Origin of the sequence: Methanoculleus sp. UBA303 (genome assembly GCA_002501655.1) — an archaeon.
Lineage (GTDB): Archaea > Halobacteriota > Methanomicrobia > Methanomicrobiales > Methanoculleaceae > Methanoculleus.
Map to the genome: position 1 here is coordinate 1 of DANY01000009.1, position 19,428 is coordinate 19,428.

The window sequence follows — 19,428 nt, forward strand, 5'->3', positions numbered from 1 at the left end:
TGGTGGGAGGACATCAGGAGCCAGCGGCCGAAGAGCGTCTTCTTCCAGAAGATCTCGTTTTTTGCGGATCCGACGATATACCCCCGGAGGACGACGCACCGGTCGCTGAAGCGGTAGCCGACGCGGTCCCACTGGGTCTTCATGAACGCCCATTCCCGTGCCCGGGAAGCCCCTTTCTCGTAGTAGAACCCGACCGGGATGCCGGTGGAACCACCGGTGGTGACATACTCGAAGGCCGTCTCGGGGTAATTCCGGGCTTTTAAGTCGGGAAGGTTCTTCTGCAGGTCTTCCCGGGTCAGGAAGGGGAGGAGGGCGAGGTCTTCCGGGGTCTGGATATCCCCGGGAACCAGGCCGCGCTCCTCGAAGACCCGACGGTAGTACGGGACGTTCTCGTAGGCGTGGTCGAGCAGGCGCGAGAGCGCCCGTGCCTGGTAGGCCGCGAGTTCCTCCCGGCTCCACTGTCGGGACTGCTGGAGAAGGGTGTAGGTCTTTTTGTAGATGTTATAGGAAGGAAGGATACCGAGGGCTCTTGTCGTGAACGAGTCCCGGTCGCAGACCTTCTCTCCCAGGCATGCCATCCTGTTCTCTCCTCTTCTCACGTATTCTTCCATCATACATACCAGAGGGGCATCACTACGCCGTCTCTTCAAAGGCCTTCGGCCTTCTCGTGCTCCGTCCCTATCGGAACATTGCACTCCTCTTCAACACCCCCGGCGTTTCACCGGAGCATCTCTCACCGGCGATGCGCACCCGGGCGGCCTCCCCGGGATCTCGATCCCCGGCGGGCAAAGTTACCCGGTGCATCGGGATAGTATACCCCTGAACAACATATATAAAAATTGGCATGCTGTCATGGGCTCCATAGGGAATCGGGGTTCCATGGCTATATGGATGGCCCGTCCGAAGGAGCAGGGTGAGGCGCAGATCCCGGCCCTTTCAACGACCAGTCTGATTCCTCGTATTTCCTGCCATAGAATACCGTTTGGCAAACACAACCCGATGACGGGACTGTTTGGGTAAACTATAAATATGCAAAAGCCTATCAGGGGTATGTCTTGGTAAGATAAGGCGACAGTCGCCGGGACTGTGCACCTCCGATATGGTGGCGCATGCCCGGTACAGGGGGGATAATTATTCTAGAAAAGGCCGTACCTGATAGCAGTAGCAATGCGGAGATCTTCACGGGTCTCCCGGCTGAGAACAACGTTCTGGACGAGATACGGACACTGGCCGGCGGGCTGCGCAGGCAGAATGGATCCGCCCCGGGAAACCTCGACTTCACCGTTCCCATCGGCTGGGAGGAGCGGATAGGGCATCTTGACGATCAGCCCATCAAGCGGCTGATCATCTTCCTCCGTTCAACGGGTTGTGAGTGGGTCGAGAAGACCGGGGGATGCACTATGTGCGGGTTTTACTGTGCGACATCCCGGGGCAGGACGGTCTCGGCAGAGGAGTACGTCGCACAGTTCGAGTACGTGATGGATGCCGTCGATCTGGGGGACTACCCGGTCGTCTCGATATACAACGATGGAAACATTTTTAACGAGCGCGAGATGCCGGTAGCCGCCATCGAGAAGATCTGCTCATATATCGACGGCTACCATAATATCAAGAAGGTGGTCGTTGAATCGAGGATCGATTACTCGCCCGACGAGCATGTGCAGAGGATGAGGAAAGCCCTGAATGGGCGGCAGCTCGAAGTGGCGTTCGGGTTTGAGTCTGCAGACCCGCAGGTGATGAACCTCTGTATCAACAAAGGGTTCTCGGCCAACAACTTTGATCTCTTCCATTCAAGGATGCGGAGTATGGGTGTGCTGACAAAGCCGCTCCTCCTTGTTAAGCCGCCGTTCCTCACCGAGGCGGAGGCGATAGACGACGTCCTGCAGACAATTTCGTACTGTGTATCCCGCGGGATCGACTACGTGGACCTCGAGGTGACGACGGTCGAGAAGAACACCGTCGTGCACGAACTCTGGAAGAATAACCTCTACCGGCCGCCGTGGCTCTGGAGCCTCATCGACCTCCTGCAGCAGTGCCAGGAGCGGTTCGGGGAGCGTGCCCATGTCTACGTCAGCCCCTGGACCTACTCGGTCGAGTCTCTCGACTGGGCCCGGAACTGCGGGGAGTGCGATGCCGCGATCATCAAGGCAATCGAGCGCTACAACTGCAGTTTCGATGTGGCGGAGTTCGAAGGGCTGGACTGCTCGTGCCGGGATGACGGGTGGAAGGAGGCTACTCTGGCGGAAGACCTCCGCACGATCCCGGAGAGGATCCGCGAACAGCTTGCATACCTCCGGCAGGCAAGGGTATCCGCGGTCTAGGCGGCCCCTGCCGATCACACCTCCATTGTGAACCCGGTGGGAGCCGGATGGGTGCGAGGCCCGGCCGGTTCCCGTGCGCTTTTTTTGCGTGATTGGCCGAAGGTGCGGTGGGCGGATCGTTCTGAGTTAGAGAAGGCTGGAGGTCTTCGGGTCACGACTGGCTGAAGTGGGAGTTGCCAGTTGTCTGCATCCAGGACTTTTGGGCCTGCCTCTCTCCTCTTCATAGTAATAGTCCCCTCACCCCACCCCTGAGGAGCGGGGGCAGTGCGTGGTGATAGCAGGGGAAAGCCGTGGATGGGGTTTTCGATGTTCCGAAGAACGACAGGTGCTCCTCCCGGGGCCTGCGCTCCTAAGGTGCAGGTAGCAAGACCCTCGGTCCCAATCAAGTCCTTTTTACGATGTTCTTATACCCCCGTGCCATCACACTTCTGGCAAGTTGCCGTACCAAGAGGACCCTTTCCAGTCCCTTGATAGACCCTACATTTCTCTGGTGGACTGAAGTCGGGCATCTCGCCTCGGGGAAGGATAGGGAGGAGATGTCCCTCTTCGGCAGAGGCTTTTTAGGTGACCTTGCTATCAAGGCCGCAAACGCATCCACCTGTAGCATCACAAAAAATAGTTGAACTATGTCAGAGCCCGACCTGCGCGAGGTCGATATCCCGGGGAACCCCGGTATCGATCGACTCCCAGGCCCGGAACGTTGCAAGCGTTGTCGCGACATTGCCGGCGAAGTCCGGTTCTTCCCCCTTCACGAACGCCAGGAGTTCCTCGGCAAACCCTTTGTCCTGGGCGAGCCACCGCCTCTCCCGCGACGCCTTCCCATCCCGCCGGAGTTCGAGGTCGCGGAAATCGGTGATCCTCCCGACGGCGTTGTCGCAGAAGACCTCGACGGTCTCCTTCGGGTAAGAGCGGTCACCGAGCGTCGTGTAGGTGACGGTGCCGATCGACCCGTCGTCGAACGTCAGGGTCGCCTGGAAGTTGTCGTACTTCCGGAGGGTCCCGGTCGGCTCGATGGCCCGGGCATAGACCTGGACCGGCCGTGCCCCGGTGATGTACTGCATGAAGTCGATGAAGTGACAGCACTCCGATATCAGCATGCCGCCGCCCTGCTCGTCATCGTGCACCCAGTGCTCGGGCGGGATCTGCCCGGCGTTGACCCGGTAGTGCAGGACCATCGGCGTAGCCCGGTTCCCGAAGAACTCCTTCATCCTCCGCGCAAGCGGGGAGTAACGTCGGTTAAACCCGACCATCAGCCGCTGTCCGGACTCGTTCCAGGCCCGGGCGATCCCCCGAAGCCCATCAATATCGGTCGCAAGCGGCTTCTCTACGAAGACATCCTTTCCGGCACGCAGCGCATCGATCGCCATGGGCGCGTGGAGGTCGTTCCTGGTCGCGATCATCACAGCGTCGATCCCGGGGTCGTCGAGGATCTTGTGGTAGTCGGTGGTGCAGTAGGAGAACCCGTACTTCTTCGCGACCGTCTGCGCCGAGAGCCCGGTCGCGGTCGCAAGCCCCGCGAGGTTCACCGGGAGCCCCGGGAGGCAGGGGTAGAGAGCGCTCTGGGCGTGGACCCCGGCACCGATACACCCGAGCGTCCGGGCTCCGGCCGGCACCTCCCGCCTCCGCGTCTCCGGTTCCGGGAGGCGGGTGACGGTGCCGGAGGCACCCGCACCGTTCGGGCTGTACTGCAGGAGGACCCCGATAAACCGCTCCTTTCCTGTGTTGATGAGGTTATAGGCCTCCGGCGCGTCATCAAGCGGGAAGGTGTGGGTGATCAGGCGGTCGAGATCGATCCTCTTCTGTCGCACCAGTTCTAAGAACGCCTCCATGTTCCTCCGTTCCGTCCACCGGACGTAGATCGGGTAGTCAATCCCCCGTTCCTCATAGTTCCGGTCGTACCGCCCGGGGCCGTAGGACCGGGAGACGACGACCTCAGCCTCCTTCTCGTAGAAGATGTCGCGGGGCACGTTCATGCCCACGTTCCCGACGACCACGACCCTGCCCTTATCCCTGACCAGGCGGCCGGCGGCCTCGATGGGGGCGCTTGACCGGGTGGCCGCGGTGATGATGACCGCATCCGCCCCGAACGGCGAGAAGGCCTTCATTCTCTCGGAGAGGCCGTCGTAGTTCGAGACGACGTCGGCACCGAGGTCCGCGGCGAGCGAGAGTTTCTCCCGGTCGATATCGATCCCGATGACCCGGCACCCCGCGGCTTTGAGGATCTGGGTGCAGAGAAGCCCGATCAGCCCGAGTCCGATCACCGCGATGTTCTCGCCCACCGTGACCTCAGCGTTCCTGACACCGTGCATCGCGATCGACCCGACGGTCGTGAACGCCGCTTCCCTGAAACTGACACCGTCGGGGATCCTGACGCAGAGGTTCTTCGGCACCGAGACGTATTCGGCGTGCACCGCATGCCCGGCCCCGCCGCAGGCGACACGGTCACCGACCTCAAAGCCGTCGGCTCCGGTCGTCACCACCGTGCCGGCACAACTGTAGCCGAGCGGCTCCGGTCTGGAGAGTCGGCCCATTGCCTGCTGGTATGCCGAGAGGGGACCGTCCGTGCCGATCTTCTGGAGAACTTTCTTCACGTCGTCAGGGCGTGCTTTCGCCTTGCCGACGAGCGACTGCCCTGCGAGGTTGATCAGCGACGACTCTGTGCCGGCGCTGATGAGGGAGTAGGCGTTTCGAACGACGACCCCTCTCGTTACGGTGGGGACGGGAACGTCCTCCACCTGGATAGACCCTGACTGCAGGTCGAGTAATACCTGTTTCATGTGTAATCCCCCCATATTGCCGACTGACTGAGGCAATCGAGCATCTCCGACGTCATGAAGAGATCGGGATAGTTCCTCGACGGCTCCACGGTCGATGACCTGATCCCGAGCAGCCGGCAGAGGACCTCAAAGGACCGCGTCTCCACGGCCTCGCTGTACCGCCTGCGGGCAACCTGTCGGTACATGCCGTAGCCGAACCGGAACGCCCGGTGCCCGAGCGGGTATTCCCCGAGCGATGCCGTCCTCGCTGCCGTGGTGACGGACGGGAGCAGGCCGGGCCAGGAACCCGGCTCCCACCGGAGTGCGAGCCCCTGCACGCTCTCTTCGAGCCGGTCGAGGCAGAGGTCGGCATGCTCCCGGTAACGGTCGTCCATCCGGGATGCGTAGACGAAGGATGCCTGGGCAAACGCGTACGCCCCGGAGAGGTAGTAGGCGAAGGAGAGGCCGCTCTTCGACCAGTCGAACCTCCCGTCGGGACGCTGGGCGGCCGCGAGCCACCGGGCGCCTTCCACGAGGCTCCGGTCGACCCGGTCGTCATGAAGCACCTCGTTCATCTTTGCAAGGTAGTACATGGTCACTCCCTGGTAGTGCACGCAGGGGAGGTCGAAGACGTACGGGTAGGTCCCCCTGTCGACGGCATAGGGGTAGACGCCATCCCGCTGGTGCCCGACGACGTTCTCCGCCGCCCGCAGGGCAGCCGCACGGGCCTCCTCATCGCCGTATCGCTCCGCATACCGGGCGAGGAACGCCCCGCAGGAGGCATCGACGTTTAAGTGGTCGGCGGTATACTGCGCGGACTTCAAGAAATATCCGGGGCGCTTCTCGGATGCGAGGACGAAGTCCCGGGCCTTCCGGAGGGCCTCCTCGTGCGGGTACCGGTCCGCCGCTTCCAGCAGCGCATCACCGACAAAAGCGGTGATCAAAGCCGAGGGCTCGTTGTAGTTGACGTGAACCTCATTCCAGGACCCGTCCGGGTTCTGGCACCCTGCGACGTAGTCGAGGATCGGGCCCACGAGCGGGTCGCCGCCCGCGCGAAGCATCGCCTTACAAACCTCGGCATGCACGCGGTTCCGGATGATCGGAAAGACCGGATCGCGGATGTACGCGGTCTCGCCGTCGACGACGGCGAGCTCCCGGACCGTCCCGGTGACACGGGCGAGGAGCGACGTCAGGCGCTCGTCCATGTCATCCTCTCGATATGCTGCTTCAGTTTCAGGGCGACCGCTCTCCGGTCGTAGTGCTCTGCGACGTACTCCCGCCCCCGGCGGCCCATCTCTTCCATCCTCCCCGGGTCGTCCAGGAGTGAGGAGAGTGTCGCGGCGATCGCCTCCGGCGTGTTGCCGGCGATGACCCCGGCACCCGACTCCTCCGCGAGATGGGCGATCTCGCCGTCCCCGCAGCCGACGAAGGGTAGCTCGCATGCCATATACTCGTAGGCCTTGGTGGGAGCAGCATACTCGAGGTTCGCGAGTCTCTTTAAGGGCGCCACCCCCAGGAGCGATTCGGAGAGCAGCCGCGGGATCTCCTCGCGTGGAAGGATGCCTGTAAAGATGACCGAGTCGGTCAGGTTCTCGGTCTTCACCAGCCGCTCGAGGTGCTCTCTCGTGTCGCCGTCGCCGACGATGAGGAACTTCAGGTTGTAGGTGCCGTTCATCGACTTGACGGCGAGAGCCACCTTATCGAGGTCCTGGGCATGCCCGACGTTGCCGGCGTAGATGATCTGTCGCTTCTTTCCGCCGTTTGTGGGGCGGAAGAATTCGGTATTGACGCCGTTGGGCATCAGTTCCATTGGAGTCGTGACCTGGTAGCGCGACGAGATCCTCCGCCCGAGTTCTTCTGTCGTGACGCCGATGAGGTCCGCCCGCGAGAGGCACATCTGCTCGAACCTCCGGCTCAACTTCTCGTAAATGCTCCCCTCCTGCAGGAAACCAAGGCTTATCGATGCGTCAATCCAGAGGTCTCGGATATCGAGGATCCACTTCACCGACGACACCCGTTTCAGGACGTACCCCGGGATCCCGGTAAAGAGAGGGGGTGCAGACGTGACGATCACGTCGAACCGGCTCCGGGCAAAAAGAAGCCAGAGCGCAGTGTGGAGCGGGAAGAGGAGGTAATACGCCATCCTGCTTGCAAACCCCGGATCCCCGGAGCCCGGCTGCCATGTCCAGAGACGTACAACCCGGACGCCATCAACCTCCTGCACGTCCGACCGCTGCCAGGTGCGTGGGAACGAACCGGCGGGAAACGTGGGGTGAGGGGCAACCACGGTCACGTCAAGACCCAGTTTCGCAAGATGCACGGCGGTATCATAGATACGTGATGCGTTTCCTGATTTCTCCGGTGGGAAGTGTTGTGATATGATACATACCCGTTTCATGCAACTCCTCGTAATGTCTGATTGTGGTCTCGCGGAGGCTGATTGTTGCTTCCTCCCTTGCCAAACTATGGGGTTAGAGGAAGTCCCCCCGCCCGTTTGGAGAGAGCAGAGAAATAGACGGGGGTGATGGGGATGCGATAGTCCGCGCTGTGTCTGTGGAATACAGGCCTGCCGGGGGCATGATCTCGCCAAGAGGCACCGGCTGCACCGATGAACCGTCACCTAGCACCCGGACGGCAAAGCCGTGGCTGGTCCACTTCTCATGGTCGAGTATATTCCTCGCGTCTATGACGAACTTCGATCTCATCCGAAGCCCTGCCGGGTCGATCGCGCGGAAACAATCGTGATCGGTGAGTACGACGATACAGTCGCTCCCGGTCGCGGCATCCGCCATATCTACGAGGGGGTAGGGGAACTTCTCCACATACGGGTCGTGGCACCTGACAGCATACCCCTCGTTCTCAGCGAGTTGAATGAACTTGAACGCCGGGCTCTCCCGGATATCACCGATATTGCCCTTGTAGGCAACGCCGAAGATGCTGATCGTAGGATCCCTGGCGCCGGCAAGCAGGTTGCGGGCAATGTGCAACACGTAGTTCGGCATGGAATCGTTGACCTCCCGTGCCGTGGAGACCATCCTGCACCTTGTAGAGTTCTCGGTCAGGAACCAGGGATCGATGGCAATGCAGTGTCCTCCCACTCCCGGCCCGGGATTGAGGATGGAGACCCGTGGATGCTTGTTTGCAAGCGTGATGGCCTCCCAGACGTTGATCCCGCACTCCTCGGCGAGCTGAGCAAACTCGTTCGCGAGCGCGATGTTCACGTCACGGCAGGTGTTCTCCATCAGTTTGACAAACTCCGCTGTCCGCGTATCGGTCTGGTATATCTGCCCGCGGACGAAGGTCTGGTAGATGGAGGTCGCCCGATCGGTGGATTCCCGGTCATACCCACCGATGATGCGGCTGTTCTCTGTCATCTCATGTAAGGTCCGCCCGGGGATTGCCCGCTCAGGGCAGTGGGCATATAAGAAGTCTCCGACAGCGACGCCGCTCTTCTCAAGCCTGGGGATGACGACCCGTTCACTTGTTCCGGGCGGGACGGTCGATTCGAGGATGACCAGGTCCCCCTCACTGAGGTGGGGGGCGATCGATCCGGCTGCTTTCTTGACATACGATAGGTCGGAGACCTTTGTTGCCGGGTCGAGCGGCGTCGGCACGGCGATCAAGAATACGTCCGCAGCCTCAGGTTCGGTCCTGGCGACAAACCGTTCTTTTGCCTCGCGGTACAGGTCCTCGATCCCCGGCTCCCTGAACGGGAGGTTCCCGTGATTCAGGCAATCGACCACGCTCTGCTTCACATCGATACCCACAACATCCGCCCCGTGAGCAGCAAACAGCAATGCGGTCGGCAATCCTATGTATCCTAATCCCAGTACACAGATCTTCATGTGTATCTTCCTCGTGCGATCATTGGGATCGTGCTGCTGCACAGACCATGACGATCATTTTTCCGGCGATTCCATCCCCATAGGGGTTCTCCCAGCCACGTTTCCAGGTGACCGCGGAGCGGACCCCTTCAAGGATCCTCCCTGAGTCGGCACCGACCAGAATGTTCGATCCGACATCCAGCGTCTCGGGTCGTTCCGTATCGTAGCGCATCGTAGCGCAGGGAACGCCGAGAACGCAGGTTTCTTCCTGGACTCCACCGGAATCAGTCAGCACGAGTTTCGCCTGCGACTCTAACTGCAGGAATTCAAGGAACCCAAAGGGTTTGGTGAGGTTTAATCCGTCTACCCCGATACCCAGTTCTTTGATCCGCTTCTCGGTCCTCGGGTGAACCGGAAAGACGACCGGTAAGGAGAACTCCTTCTGCACCCCCTCAAGCCCTTTCAAAATCTCCTTGAGCCGCACCCGGTTGTCCACGTTCTCCTGCCGGTGAGCGGTGACGAGGAAGTATTCATGGGGCTCGAGGTCGAGGTCTTTGAGGACGTTGACTTTTCTCTTCGATATGTCGAGGTTCTGGTAGACCGCATCGACGACGGTGTTGCCGGTCACGCAGATCCTCTCATCAGCAATGCCTTCCCCGAGGAGGTTCTCCCGGGCGTTCTCTGTCGGGGCAAAGAGGTAATCCGATACGTGGTCGGTAAGTACCCGGTTGATCTCCTCCGGCATCCAGCGGTTGAAACTCCGAAGGCCTGCCTCGATGTGCCCGACCCGCACATGAAGTTTCGATGCGGCGAGAGCCCCGGCCATGACGGTGTTCGTGTCCCCCTGCACCAGGACGAGGTCGGGCGACTCTTTCACCAGGACATCCTCGACGCCGGTCATGATCTTCGCCGTCTGGCCGGCCTGGGTTCCGGAGCCCACGTCGAGGTTGTAGTCGGGGTCCGGGAGTTCAAGTTCCTCAAAGAAGAGCCGGTCCATCTCGTAGGAGTAGTGCTGTCCTGTGTGAAGGATAAAGTAGTCGAGAGATCTCCTCTCGCACTCCCTGATGACGGGAGACATCTTGATGATCTCCGGCCGTGTGCCGAGTATTATTCCAATCATTGTGCGCTCCTCCTCTGCGTTGTATCTCTCACTCTCTCACTCCCGCAGCCTTGCAATAAGGGCGAGCATCAGGCCCACCATGAGAGCAACGGTCCCGGGGATCAGGAGGAGCGATGCAAGCATGCCCTGCCCGATCTGGACGAGACCTGTCTCACTGAATCCCCGGAGAAACTGAAGAAGGAGAAACATGCCCGCGAGGATCGCGGCAAGCCCCGGGAGACCGATATGCAAGAGAGGCCTCTTCTCCACGGTGAGCCAGAATATCGATCCGAGCACCTCTATTCCGTGGGATAGGGGATTTTTTGTGGATGTATCAAAATCACCATATTTACAGTTGATCGGCGTCTCCCCGACTCGCAGGTGATTCTCCTGAGCGGCCCGGAGCATCTCCGATTCGGTCGAAAAATCATCCTTCCTCAGTGTGTTGAGCATCGCTTCCATGGTTCTCCTGTTCAGCGCCCGAAACCCGCACTGCGAGTCGGTTATCGAGTAGCCGTTGCTCGAGACTATATCAAGCACTGCCCGGCCAAATCTCCGGTAAAAGGGCATCTGATCGAAGGTCCGGAACCCGATGACGAGGTCGGCGGTATCGGCGAGGATCGGCTCGGTCAGGAGGGGTATCTCCCCGGGGTTGTGCTGACCATCTCCGTCCATGAAGACCAGGCAGTCGTAGTTTTGATCGACTGCATACCGGAGAGCGCTCTTTATGCCCCGTCCTTTCCCCATCTGTGCTCCGTGAGAGATGACGGTCGCTCCGGCATCCCGGGCAACCTTTGCGGTGCCGTCCGTACACCCGTCATCTACCACAAGAACTTCGTCGGCATGCAACCGGGCCATCAGGACGACCGAGCCGATAGCGACCTCCTCGTTGAAACAGGGGATCGCCGCAAGGGTTCTCATCCTGCCCGACCGGCGGGACGGGATGGCGGTAGCATCGGTGGTCTCATTCACCATCCACCGGTGTCCGGGGGCCGCCGGCGTCCGCAGAGGGTTGACCTGCTCCTGAACCTCACAGTGGAGAGCCGGAATATCTATAGGGCTCTCCTGCCCGATACTCCGGGGTATATGTCGTTCGATCCATCTGTCTGTCTCTGCATCTATGTACTGTGGCAATGGCACAGTTGTCTCTTCGGCGAACCACCCCTCCAGGTGAGCGGGTGGTCTCGCCCGAACCGGATCCTTGTCGTACATCCACTTTCCCCTCTTGACGTACTGAAACGGGACTGTGCTGGCATATATTAATAGGTTATTATTAACCTTATCTGTTTAACAAATCAAACAAGTAAATTATTTATTATTGACTGGGATGCCTCTAAATCTCTATCTGGCTAATTAAATATTCCCGATCAAGAAATAAGATGTAATATCTCGTATTGCGCGATGATGGATGGTCATGAGGCCGTGATTCCGGCGGAGTTCAGCCTTATTGTGTGTCTTTATTCGAAAAGATTAAGTGTAGTATTCTCGAGTGACGGGCAGGAAGCTTGATTTACCCTGCCGCACCGCCTTTGGAAGATTCATCGTCTGCGGCCGGATCCTTTTAAAACAGCGATAACGAGAAGGACCCGTTTCCTGATTGTCTCTGCTCCTCTATTGCCGCATCCGGAAATATTATATCAAACTATGCAGGTCGCCGGTGCTTATACGGTCGGCAGGGCGGATCACTCCGGCAACTCCTCTCCTGGTGCAAGGAGCGTGGACACCTCTGTCATGAGGATGTGGTAGCGGTGGCGGTCGACAAGATACCGGCGGCTCTTCTCGTCGATAGGGAGTGGCGTAAAGGAGACCGCGTAACCGATATCCCAGAGGACCAACCCCTCGGGAGGAGCGGCAGGGAGTCTCTGCTCTGCCGGTCCTGTAAGGAGCCGGGTGATCTCCCTGGCACCCGCCTTGCCCCTCCCCACCCGTTCGAGCGCTGTCGCCATGCACCGGACCATGTTCCAGAGAAAACTCTCCCCCGTCACCTCAAAGACAGCGAACGGTCCGTCCTCAAAGACCCGTGCCGCAAGGATACTCCGCTCGGGGTTCCGGTCGCCGGCGCGGGAGAACGACGAGAAGTCATGCCGCCCGACGAACTCCTGTGCCGCTTCATGCATGGCGACGACGTCGCCCGGTGCAGGGGAGAAGTAGTAGCGGTAGGTCCTCGATGCGGCGCTGTACCGCGGGTGGAACTCGTCCGACACCCCGGCCCACGCCGTACACCAGATGTCGGCCGGGAGCACCTGGTTCAGTACCCCTATCGCCCGGTCCACCCTGTCTGTCTGGAACGAGCAGACCTGACCCCGGGCATGCACCCCGCGATCGGTGCGGCCGGCGGTGACAAAGTTCGCCTCCCGCCAGTCATCGAAGAGGTCCAGGCGCTTGCAGGCCGCGATGAACTCGCCCTCCACGGTACGGAGCAGAGGCTGCATCTGCGAGCCGAAGAAACGGTCCCCGAAGTACGAGAAGCGGAACGCCAGGTTCATCGCTGTACCGTTCGTCGAATCCTCCGGAGAGCGCCCTTGATGGACTGGCGGGTGTAGGTGTGCAGCGGGGTCATCCTCCCTCCTGCCATCGTCCGCCCTTCCCGGATCGCAGAGAGGATGGAGGCCGCATTCGGCTCGGCCGTGACGTACGTGACCCCGAACCCGACGTAACGAGCGTTGTGGGCGTCGCTCCCGGCAACGCCGGGCTTCCCGAGTCTCCGTGCAATGACCGCGGCCTTCCGGTTCGCCGACCCGGTGATGTAGCGGCTGTTGAAGATCTCCACCGCATCCACCGCTCCGATACCGGCCGCAAGTCTCCTCCCGACGCCGTGGCGCCAGCGGTGGTAAGGGTGCGGGAGGATCAGCAGGGCTCCCCGAGCACGGGCCAGGGTGACGGTATCGAGGAAGTCAAGCCCTGCCGGTAGGGGCTCCGTGACCCCGAGAGCGAGCAGGTGGCCCTGTCGTGTCGATATCTCGGTTCCCGGGATCACGGTCACGGAGGTGTCGCACTGGAGGGCGTAGCGGGCACCTTCCACCGTGTCGTGATCCGTGATTGCGATGGCATCGAGGCCGACCGCCTCCGCCCGCCGGAGGATTTCCTCCACACTACTCTCTCCGTCCCTGGAGAACCTGGTATGGACATGCAGATCGCACCGCAGCATGAGATCAGATTATTTGTCACCTGTTGGATAATAATTGAAGTGTATGCGCATTCTCCTCCCGACCGGATCGGCAACGGTCGCAATCGTGAAGGCGGCGGCTGAGCGATTCAGCGACCGCTACGAGATAGATGTGGTGGTCACCGGCGATATCGCATCGTTCCTTGCGCCCGGGGACCTCCAGAGGCTGCTTCGCGGCCGCGACTACGATATGGCGATCGTCTCAGGGATGTGCACCGCATCCTTTGCCGACGTCGAACGCGACACCGGCGTCCCGGTCTACCGGGGCCCGCGGCATGCCGCTGACCTCTCGCTGGTCCTCGGCGTGCTCGATCACGTCCGGCTCTCAAAGACGGTCCCTGCCGATGACTTCCTCGCAGAGACACGCCGCAAAGAGGCCTGCCGCCAGTTGGCGCTCCGTGAAGCAGAGGCGGACTCTGAGTTCATTATCCGGGGCAGAAAGATCGGCGGGAGTTCAAGGATGAAGGTGCTTGCGGAGATCATGGACGCGCACAAGCGCGACGACCTGGTCGATGAGGTCCGACGGTTCTTTGCCGCCGGGGCCGACATCGTGGACCTGGGATTCGGTTTCGACGCGACCGCCGAGGACGTGAGGAGATGCTTCTCAACTCTCGCGGATATCGAAGGCCCCCTGGCGGTCGATACACAGGATCCTCTCCTCATCTCGGCGGCGCTCTTCCGTGCTGACCTGGTGCTCTCCCTGCACGAAGGAAACATCCCGGTCGTCGGAGAGGCGGTCGCGGATGCCGGGGCGGCCGCGGTCGTGGTGCCGCGCGAGCGGACGCTTCAAGAGAACCTGGTGGCGGCAGAGGAGGCCGGGATCTCCTGCCTGATCGCCGACCCCCTCCTCCAGCCGGTGGGCTCCGGGCTCGTCACTTCGCTCTCGGGGTTCCCGGGTGTATCCTGTCCACTCTTCTTCGGGGCCGGGAACGTCGTTGAACTCCTGGACGCCGACTCCACGGGTGCGAATGCGCTGCTTGCGGGTATGGCGTACGAGGTCGGCGCAGCCGTCGTCTTCACGAGCGAGCACAGCGATAAGACCCGGGGATCGGTGGCGGAGATGCGGCGGGCAACCGATATGATGGCGCTGATGACCGACCGCCCGTACCCCAAAGACCTGGGGCTCGACCTTCTGGTACTGAAAGAGAAGCGGCGGCGGCGCGAACCGCCGCTTGAGTATAACAGTATCATGGATGCGTACCCCGTGCCGGATGAGATCACCTACGATCCCCTCGGGTGCATCCGCATCGGCATCGAGGGGGACTGTATCGTGGCGGTGCACCGGGACTGTGCCGTCCGGGGGAGGCGCTGGGAAGACGTCTTTTACACACTCCTCGTGAACGGGAGCCTCTCCCGGCTCGACCACGCCGCCTACCTTGGAAAAGAGCTCTTCAAGGCCGAACTTGCCATCCGGCTGCAGAGGAGCTTCGAACAGGATGGGCCGTTCTGAGGAGCCCGATCCCGCGCTTTTTTCGTGATGGGGAGAGCCGGGCTTCGCCGGGGATTTCGGCTCGTTCTCGTGGTATAACAATATTTATATAATATCGATGTTATTTCTCAGCCCGTGGCAGTAGGGGCGGTGCCGCAACATTCCGGCGGGTACCACCGGTATCATGAGCCGCCATAGATTTGAGGCGTATTTCAGGGTCTGGATCCGGGGAACCGGCTGCCCTCCCTGCCAGAGTTCATAAGCGTGGTGAAACTGCATGAGAAGGAATCCAGCCATACTCGGGCTCATAGCAGCCCTGGTCATCGGTCTCGTTGCCCTGCCTGTCCAGGCGGCGACCGCCGACGTCGATATACGTGGCGGGTCGTACTACCCCGCCTCGCTCACGGTAGAGGGTAATACAACGGTAACCTGGACGAACTATGACCCGGTGAGCCATACCGTCACTAGCACGGGAGGGATCTTTGACTCCGGGCCGATAGAGCAGAACAAGACATACAACTACACATTCGCTGATACAGGGACCTACCCGTACGGCTGTACGCTCAACGCCTCGAAGCAGCGGACGCCCATGCAGGGCGTCATCATTGTCGTTCCGGAGGGGATGATGGTCGTTCTGGGCGGGAACGCAACCCCCGGGGAGGAGCCGACGAACGCGACGCTGGCCGACCTGGTCGCGGGAAATGAGAATCTGACCCTCTTTACGGAGGCTGTCGGTAAGGCCGGTCTCGCGCAGACGGTGCTTGCTACCGGGGGGCCGTATACAGTCTTTGCTCCCGACGATGCCGCCTTCGAGGCTCTCGGCAACGAGACCCCTGCAGGGTTCTTCAATGACACGGAGGTGCTGGACACCCTGCTCATGCACCACGTGGTGAAGGGGGCCTATACAGCAGAAGACCTGATGACGGAGGCAAACACCACCGGGAACGAGACGGTTCTCTCAACGCTCACCGGGGATAACCTCTCCATCAGCATGGCCGACGGCAATCTCACAGTGGGAAATGCTACGATCGTCACACCCGATCTCACTGCCGGGAACGGCGTCGTCCATATCATCGATACGGTCCTGGTGCCGCCGGGTCTCGCGCCGCCGAACGTGACCCCGGTGAAGAACCAGACTCCGGTGGCCCCGCCGGCAGGGCGAGTCATCCCCTGAGCGATCCCCCTTTTTTTCTCCATGTTCCCGGCGGGTCGAATGCTCCGGCCGGGTGCTCATGCCGAACGCGAGGACTTATGTCTACTTCCCCCCTACTCTTCAGTAGAATGGCTATACGCGGGATCAGCAGGGATCTGCTTTCGATGCTCTTCGAACTTGGGCGGGAACATCACCCGAATGAGTTCGTTGCCGTGTTGCGGGAGCAGGACGGCATCATCCGGGACCTCGACCTGGTGCCCGGCACCATCGTCGGCGAAGAGAGCTCCTCGTTCTTCATCGATATGCTCCCGCTGGACATCCACCAGGCCGGCAGCGCCCATAGCCACCCCAACGGCGTCCTCTCGCCGTCGTCGGCGGATCTCAGGTTCTTCCCCACGGTGGGGCGGTATCATGTCATCGTCGGGTATCCCTACGGAGAGCGGGACTGGCGAAGTTACCGAGCGGACGGGAGCCCTGCTCGCCTTGAGGTGGTCGAATGATCCATGTGGTTGCAACGGGCACGTTTGATATCCTCCACCCCGGACATCTTTACTACCTTGAAGAGTCCCGGAAACTCGGTGACGAGCTCTCTGTGATTGTGGCACGGGACGCGAACGTAAAGCATAAGCCGAGACCGATCCTCCCGGAGGATCAAAGGCTCCGAATGGTCCAGGCGTTAAAGCCGGTCGACCATGCGTTCCTCGGTGATCTCCATGATATGTTCAGGCCGATTGCAGAGATTGGACCGGACATCATCACGCTTGGGTTTAACCAGCACTTTGACGAGGAGAACCTGCGGCAGAGGCTCCGGAGCCGCGGGCTCAACGCTGACGTCGCCAGGATAGCCGGATATCCCGGCCCGCTTGCGAGTTCATCAAAGATCGTTGAGCATATCCTGAAGACCCGGGGGCCCCCCCCTCCTGTTGGGGAGAAGGAGTGATTGCGGGTTCCATACGGCGGGCCTACCCACAGGTGACAGCGGCTCATGCGGCAGACCGGTGTATGGGACGATGACGGGGCTGATGGCCGGATCCGCTGGCTGAAGATCTCAGTTCCGTTCCTGCTCTGTGGTGTCTTCCTTGCCGCCGTGGGGCTTTTCCTCCCGGTAGAGCAGTGGCTCTTGCTCATTGGGATGATGGTCGCCTACGTCGTCCCGCCGCTTGGACGGGAGACGATCATTCCGGTCAGCATCCTTCTTGGCATACCCTGGTGGCTGATCGCGCTTGCCCTGGCGTTCCTGGACTTCGCCGGCGGACTCTTCATGGCCTGGAACTTCCCGCTGGTCCTGCGCATCCCCTATGTCGGTCCCCGGGTCCGGCAGTTCGTGGCGGCGGGCAGGGCCTTCCTGGACCGGCGGCCGTGGCTTGAACGGCTCTACTTCATCGGTCTCATCATCTTCGTAAGCATTCCTTTTGACGGGTCGGGGAGCATCGTCGGCTCCGTTGTCGGGAGAATGCTTGGGATGACGAAGATTGAGGTTCTCACCTGCATCACCATCGGGGGCATCATCGGCAGTTTTGCCGTCGCCCTTGGCATCGACTGTATCGCGAACCTCATCCCGACGGGAGCCGGGCCCTGGGTATCGGTCATCGTCTTCCTCCTGGTCGGGACCGCACTCCTGGTGATGTACCGGAGTTACTGGCGGGAGCATAAGACGAACACCTGACGCCCGGGGATATACCCCGGGCTCAGGAGGCGGCCCGGGCAGGGGCGATCCCTGCGGTCTCCATCCCGACATTAAACCGGCTGATTGCCCTCCTCCGGTGTGGGGCCACCGCAACTCAAATGGAAAAGATGATATATGACACGAGGGATTGATCAACCTAATCCGCTCCGGGTTTTCCGGGCAAGTTATCCGGAGAGCGGCAGCGCGTGGCTACCTGGAGTGGTGAAGGGCTGCGATCCGGTGTGCTGCCTCAGGACGATCGGATATGGAACCGTATACGGAGAAGGGGTTCGCCGGCTGCGAACCCCCAGGGCAACAGGGAAGCAATCGGGACTACCGGAGAGGAGAGGGTTCTGTCGCCGTCGGGATCCCGGCCGAGACCTCTGGCGTTACTGCTGCGATGCTGCGGCAGGTGATCGAGACCTCGCTCTCCGGGATCTGTATCGTCGACCAAGAGGGGCGTATTGTCTTCGCCAACACATCGTTGCTTGCCATGTGGGGGTATGACTTACGGGACGTGGTTGGAAAACCCGTGGATCTCCTCTGGCTCTCCTGGGGAGAGGGGCCGGCCTGCATCGGCCACGCTCTCTCCACCGGGCGGTGGAGCGGGATGGTCGTCGCCCGGCGAGGGGACTCGTCGCCCTTTGACGTCCGGATCTCGGTCAGCACCGTCCATGACCCCGAGACAGACGATATCTGGCTCCTCCTCTTCTGCATCGATGTCACCCTGCAACGGGATATAGAGGATGCGCCCGGTCGCCGTCGCAGCCTCGAGCGGGCTGTCGCGGAGATGCCCGCACGTTTCATGGATCCCACGCGGATCGATCCGGCGATCGACGAGTCGCTTGAGGATCTCGGCCGCGCGTGCGGGGCGTGCAGGGCCTATCTCTCCCTCTTCAACGATCCCAGGACACTCCTTGGCACAACGCACGAATGGTGCGCGCCGGGGCAGAAACCCCGCCGGGGAGAGTTCCAGAAGTTTCTCACGAGCGATCTCCCCTGGTGGATCGTACGGACCCTGGAGGGCGAGACCGTGCTCGTGGACGGAGTGTCCGGGGAGAGGCGATCGCTGAGAGAGGAGCGCGATTTTCTGAAGCGGCACGGCGTTACCGCGGCGCTGATGGTCCCCCTCCGGCTGAAAGAAGCGGTCGTTGGCTTTGTTGGGTTTGACCGGAACACCGAAGGCGCCAGGTTCACGAACGAGGACATCGCGCTCCTGCATGCGACCGTCCATATCATCGAGAGCGCACTCGACCGGAAGCAGTCTGAGTACATCTTCCGGGAGTCCGAAAACCTCTACCAGATCGTCCTTGACGCCATCACCGACGCCGTCACCGTCGTCGATACCGGGCTCACTCTCCTCCTCGCAAACGACGCCTTCATCGCCTGGTGCGAAGAACTCGGGCTCGCAACGAACGTTGTCGGGAAGAACCTCTTTATCGTCCTGCCGTTCCTCCCGCCCTCCGTGAGGCAGCAGTATGAGCGTGTTATACGGACTGGGCGGCCACTGACGTCGGAGCGGTCTTTCAGGTTCGGCGACCGAACCGTGACCCTCCGGGAGATGCGGATCCCGATCATCGAGCAGGGCGAGGTCGCGAGGATCATCACCGTCGCCCGGGACATATCCGCCCAGAAAGAGATTGAGGACCTGAAATCAAAGGCCTACGCTCAAGTCGAACGAAACATGGAGCAGTTTGCCCTGCTTGCCGACCATATCAGGAACCCACTCCAGGCGATCATGGGGCGTGCCGAGCTGATCGACGATGCTGAGGCGACGGAGAAGATCCGACAGCAGGTGCAGCGGATCAACACGATCATCGATCAGCTCGACGAACGCTGGGCGGAGTCGAGGAAACTCTCCATGTTCTGGCGGAAGTACTCCTGAGGGGTCCTGCATGCGTCTGTCGCGCTGGCTGGTTTCGGCCTCCTGCGGATGGCGATTCTGCCCTAGTACATCGATTCCAAAATAACAGACCATATCTGGCCTTCGTCCCCTCCCCGTCAGCCTCTCCCC

At 61.0% G+C, this 19,428-nt stretch carries 15 protein-coding genes and 1 pseudogene; 7 read left to right on the forward strand and 9 right to left on the reverse strand.

The genetic code is table 11. The features are described from left to right. Positions 1-578 (reverse strand): annotated as a pseudogene (locus BP846_RS01885) (phenylacetate--CoA ligase family protein); the annotation flags it as partial. A 531-nt stretch (positions 579-1,109) separates the two neighbouring features. Between BP846_RS01885 and BP846_RS01890 the strand changes: the two are divergent. Further along, the gene (locus BP846_RS01890) at positions 1,110-2,321 is read left to right on the forward strand and encodes an archaeosine biosynthesis radical SAM protein RaSEA (RefSeq protein ID WP_292392352.1); all 1,212 of its coding nucleotides are present in this window, start codon (positions 1,110-1,112) and stop codon (positions 2,319-2,321) included. Positions 2,322-2,950: 629 nt separating this feature from the next. Here the strand turns inward: BP846_RS01890 and BP846_RS01895 are convergent. From BP846_RS01895 to BP846_RS01930, 8 genes are all read right to left on the reverse strand, one after another. Further along, positions 2,951-5,098, reverse strand: coding sequence for a bi-domain-containing oxidoreductase (locus BP846_RS01895; RefSeq protein WP_292392353.1), 2,148 nt, complete (start codon positions 5,096-5,098; stop codon positions 2,951-2,953). Continuing rightward, positions 5,095-6,282, reverse strand: a complete 1,188-nt coding sequence (locus BP846_RS01900) for a prenyltransferase/squalene oxidase repeat-containing protein (protein ID WP_292392354.1) — start codon at positions 6,280-6,282, stop codon at positions 5,095-5,097. Before BP846_RS01900 ends, BP846_RS01895 begins: the two co-directional genes overlap by 4 nt. Beyond that, a complete protein-coding gene (locus BP846_RS01905) occupies positions 6,267-7,475 on the reverse strand; it encodes a glycosyltransferase family 4 protein (protein WP_292392355.1) in 1,209 nt (402 codons plus the stop codon). Before BP846_RS01905 ends, BP846_RS01900 begins: the two co-directional genes overlap by 16 nt. A 73-nt stretch (positions 7,476-7,548) precedes the next feature. After that, positions 7,549-8,922 (reverse strand): nucleotide sugar dehydrogenase, encoded by a 1,374-nt coding sequence (locus tag BP846_RS01910; RefSeq protein ID WP_292392356.1) that lies wholly within the window; start codon positions 8,920-8,922, stop codon positions 7,549-7,551. A 19-nt stretch (positions 8,923-8,941) separates the two neighbouring features. After that, positions 8,942-10,021: a non-hydrolyzing UDP-N-acetylglucosamine 2-epimerase gene (wecB, locus tag BP846_RS01915; RefSeq protein ID WP_292392357.1), complete on the reverse strand. Its 1,080-nt coding sequence runs from the start codon at positions 10,019-10,021 to the stop codon at positions 8,942-8,944. Between the two features lie 36 nt (positions 10,022-10,057). Next, positions 10,058-10,975 carry a glycosyltransferase family 2 protein gene (locus tag BP846_RS01920; protein WP_292392358.1) on the reverse strand — a complete coding sequence of 306 codons (918 nt, stop codon included), beginning with the start codon at positions 10,973-10,975 and terminating at the stop codon, positions 10,058-10,060. Positions 10,976-11,682: 707 nt separating this feature from the next. Then, a complete protein-coding gene (gene truA / locus BP846_RS01925; RefSeq protein WP_292392359.1) occupies positions 11,683-12,486 on the reverse strand; it encodes a tRNA pseudouridine(38-40) synthase TruA in 804 nt (267 codons plus the stop codon). After that, positions 12,483-13,148 (reverse strand): PHP domain-containing protein, encoded by a 666-nt coding sequence (locus BP846_RS01930; protein WP_292392360.1) that lies wholly within the window; start codon positions 13,146-13,148, stop codon positions 12,483-12,485. Before BP846_RS01930 ends, truA begins: the two co-directional genes overlap by 4 nt. A gap of 43 nt (positions 13,149-13,191) precedes the next feature. Between BP846_RS01930 and BP846_RS01935 the strand changes: the two genes are divergently transcribed. From BP846_RS01935 to BP846_RS01960, 6 genes are all read left to right on the forward strand, one after another. After that, complete coding sequence (locus BP846_RS01935) at positions 13,192-14,616, forward strand: dihydropteroate synthase-like protein (protein ID WP_292392361.1); 1,425 nt, start codon at positions 13,192-13,194, stop codon at positions 14,614-14,616. A gap of 256 nt (positions 14,617-14,872) precedes the next feature. Then, complete coding sequence (locus tag BP846_RS01940; protein ID WP_292392362.1) at positions 14,873-15,769, forward strand: fasciclin domain-containing protein; 897 nt, start codon at positions 14,873-14,875, stop codon at positions 15,767-15,769. 107 nt (positions 15,770-15,876) lie between these two features. Continuing rightward, positions 15,877-16,248 carry a Mov34/MPN/PAD-1 family protein gene (locus BP846_RS01945; RefSeq protein WP_292392363.1) on the forward strand — a complete coding sequence of 124 codons (372 nt, stop codon included), beginning with the start codon at positions 15,877-15,879 and terminating at the stop codon, positions 16,246-16,248. Continuing rightward, complete coding sequence (locus BP846_RS01950; protein ID WP_292392364.1) at positions 16,245-16,688, forward strand: FAD synthase; 444 nt, start codon at positions 16,245-16,247, stop codon at positions 16,686-16,688. The genes BP846_RS01945 and BP846_RS01950 overlap by 4 nt, the downstream gene beginning before the upstream one ends. Positions 16,689-16,733: 45 nt before the next feature. Next, positions 16,734-17,414, forward strand: coding sequence for a small multi-drug export protein (locus BP846_RS01955; RefSeq protein WP_292392365.1), 681 nt, complete (start codon positions 16,734-16,736; stop codon positions 17,412-17,414). Between the two features lie 265 nt (positions 17,415-17,679). Then, positions 17,680-19,299 carry a PAS domain S-box protein gene (locus tag BP846_RS01960; protein WP_292392366.1) on the forward strand — a complete coding sequence of 540 codons (1,620 nt, stop codon included), beginning with the start codon at positions 17,680-17,682 and terminating at the stop codon, positions 19,297-19,299. Positions 19,300-19,428: the final 129 nt, after the last annotated feature.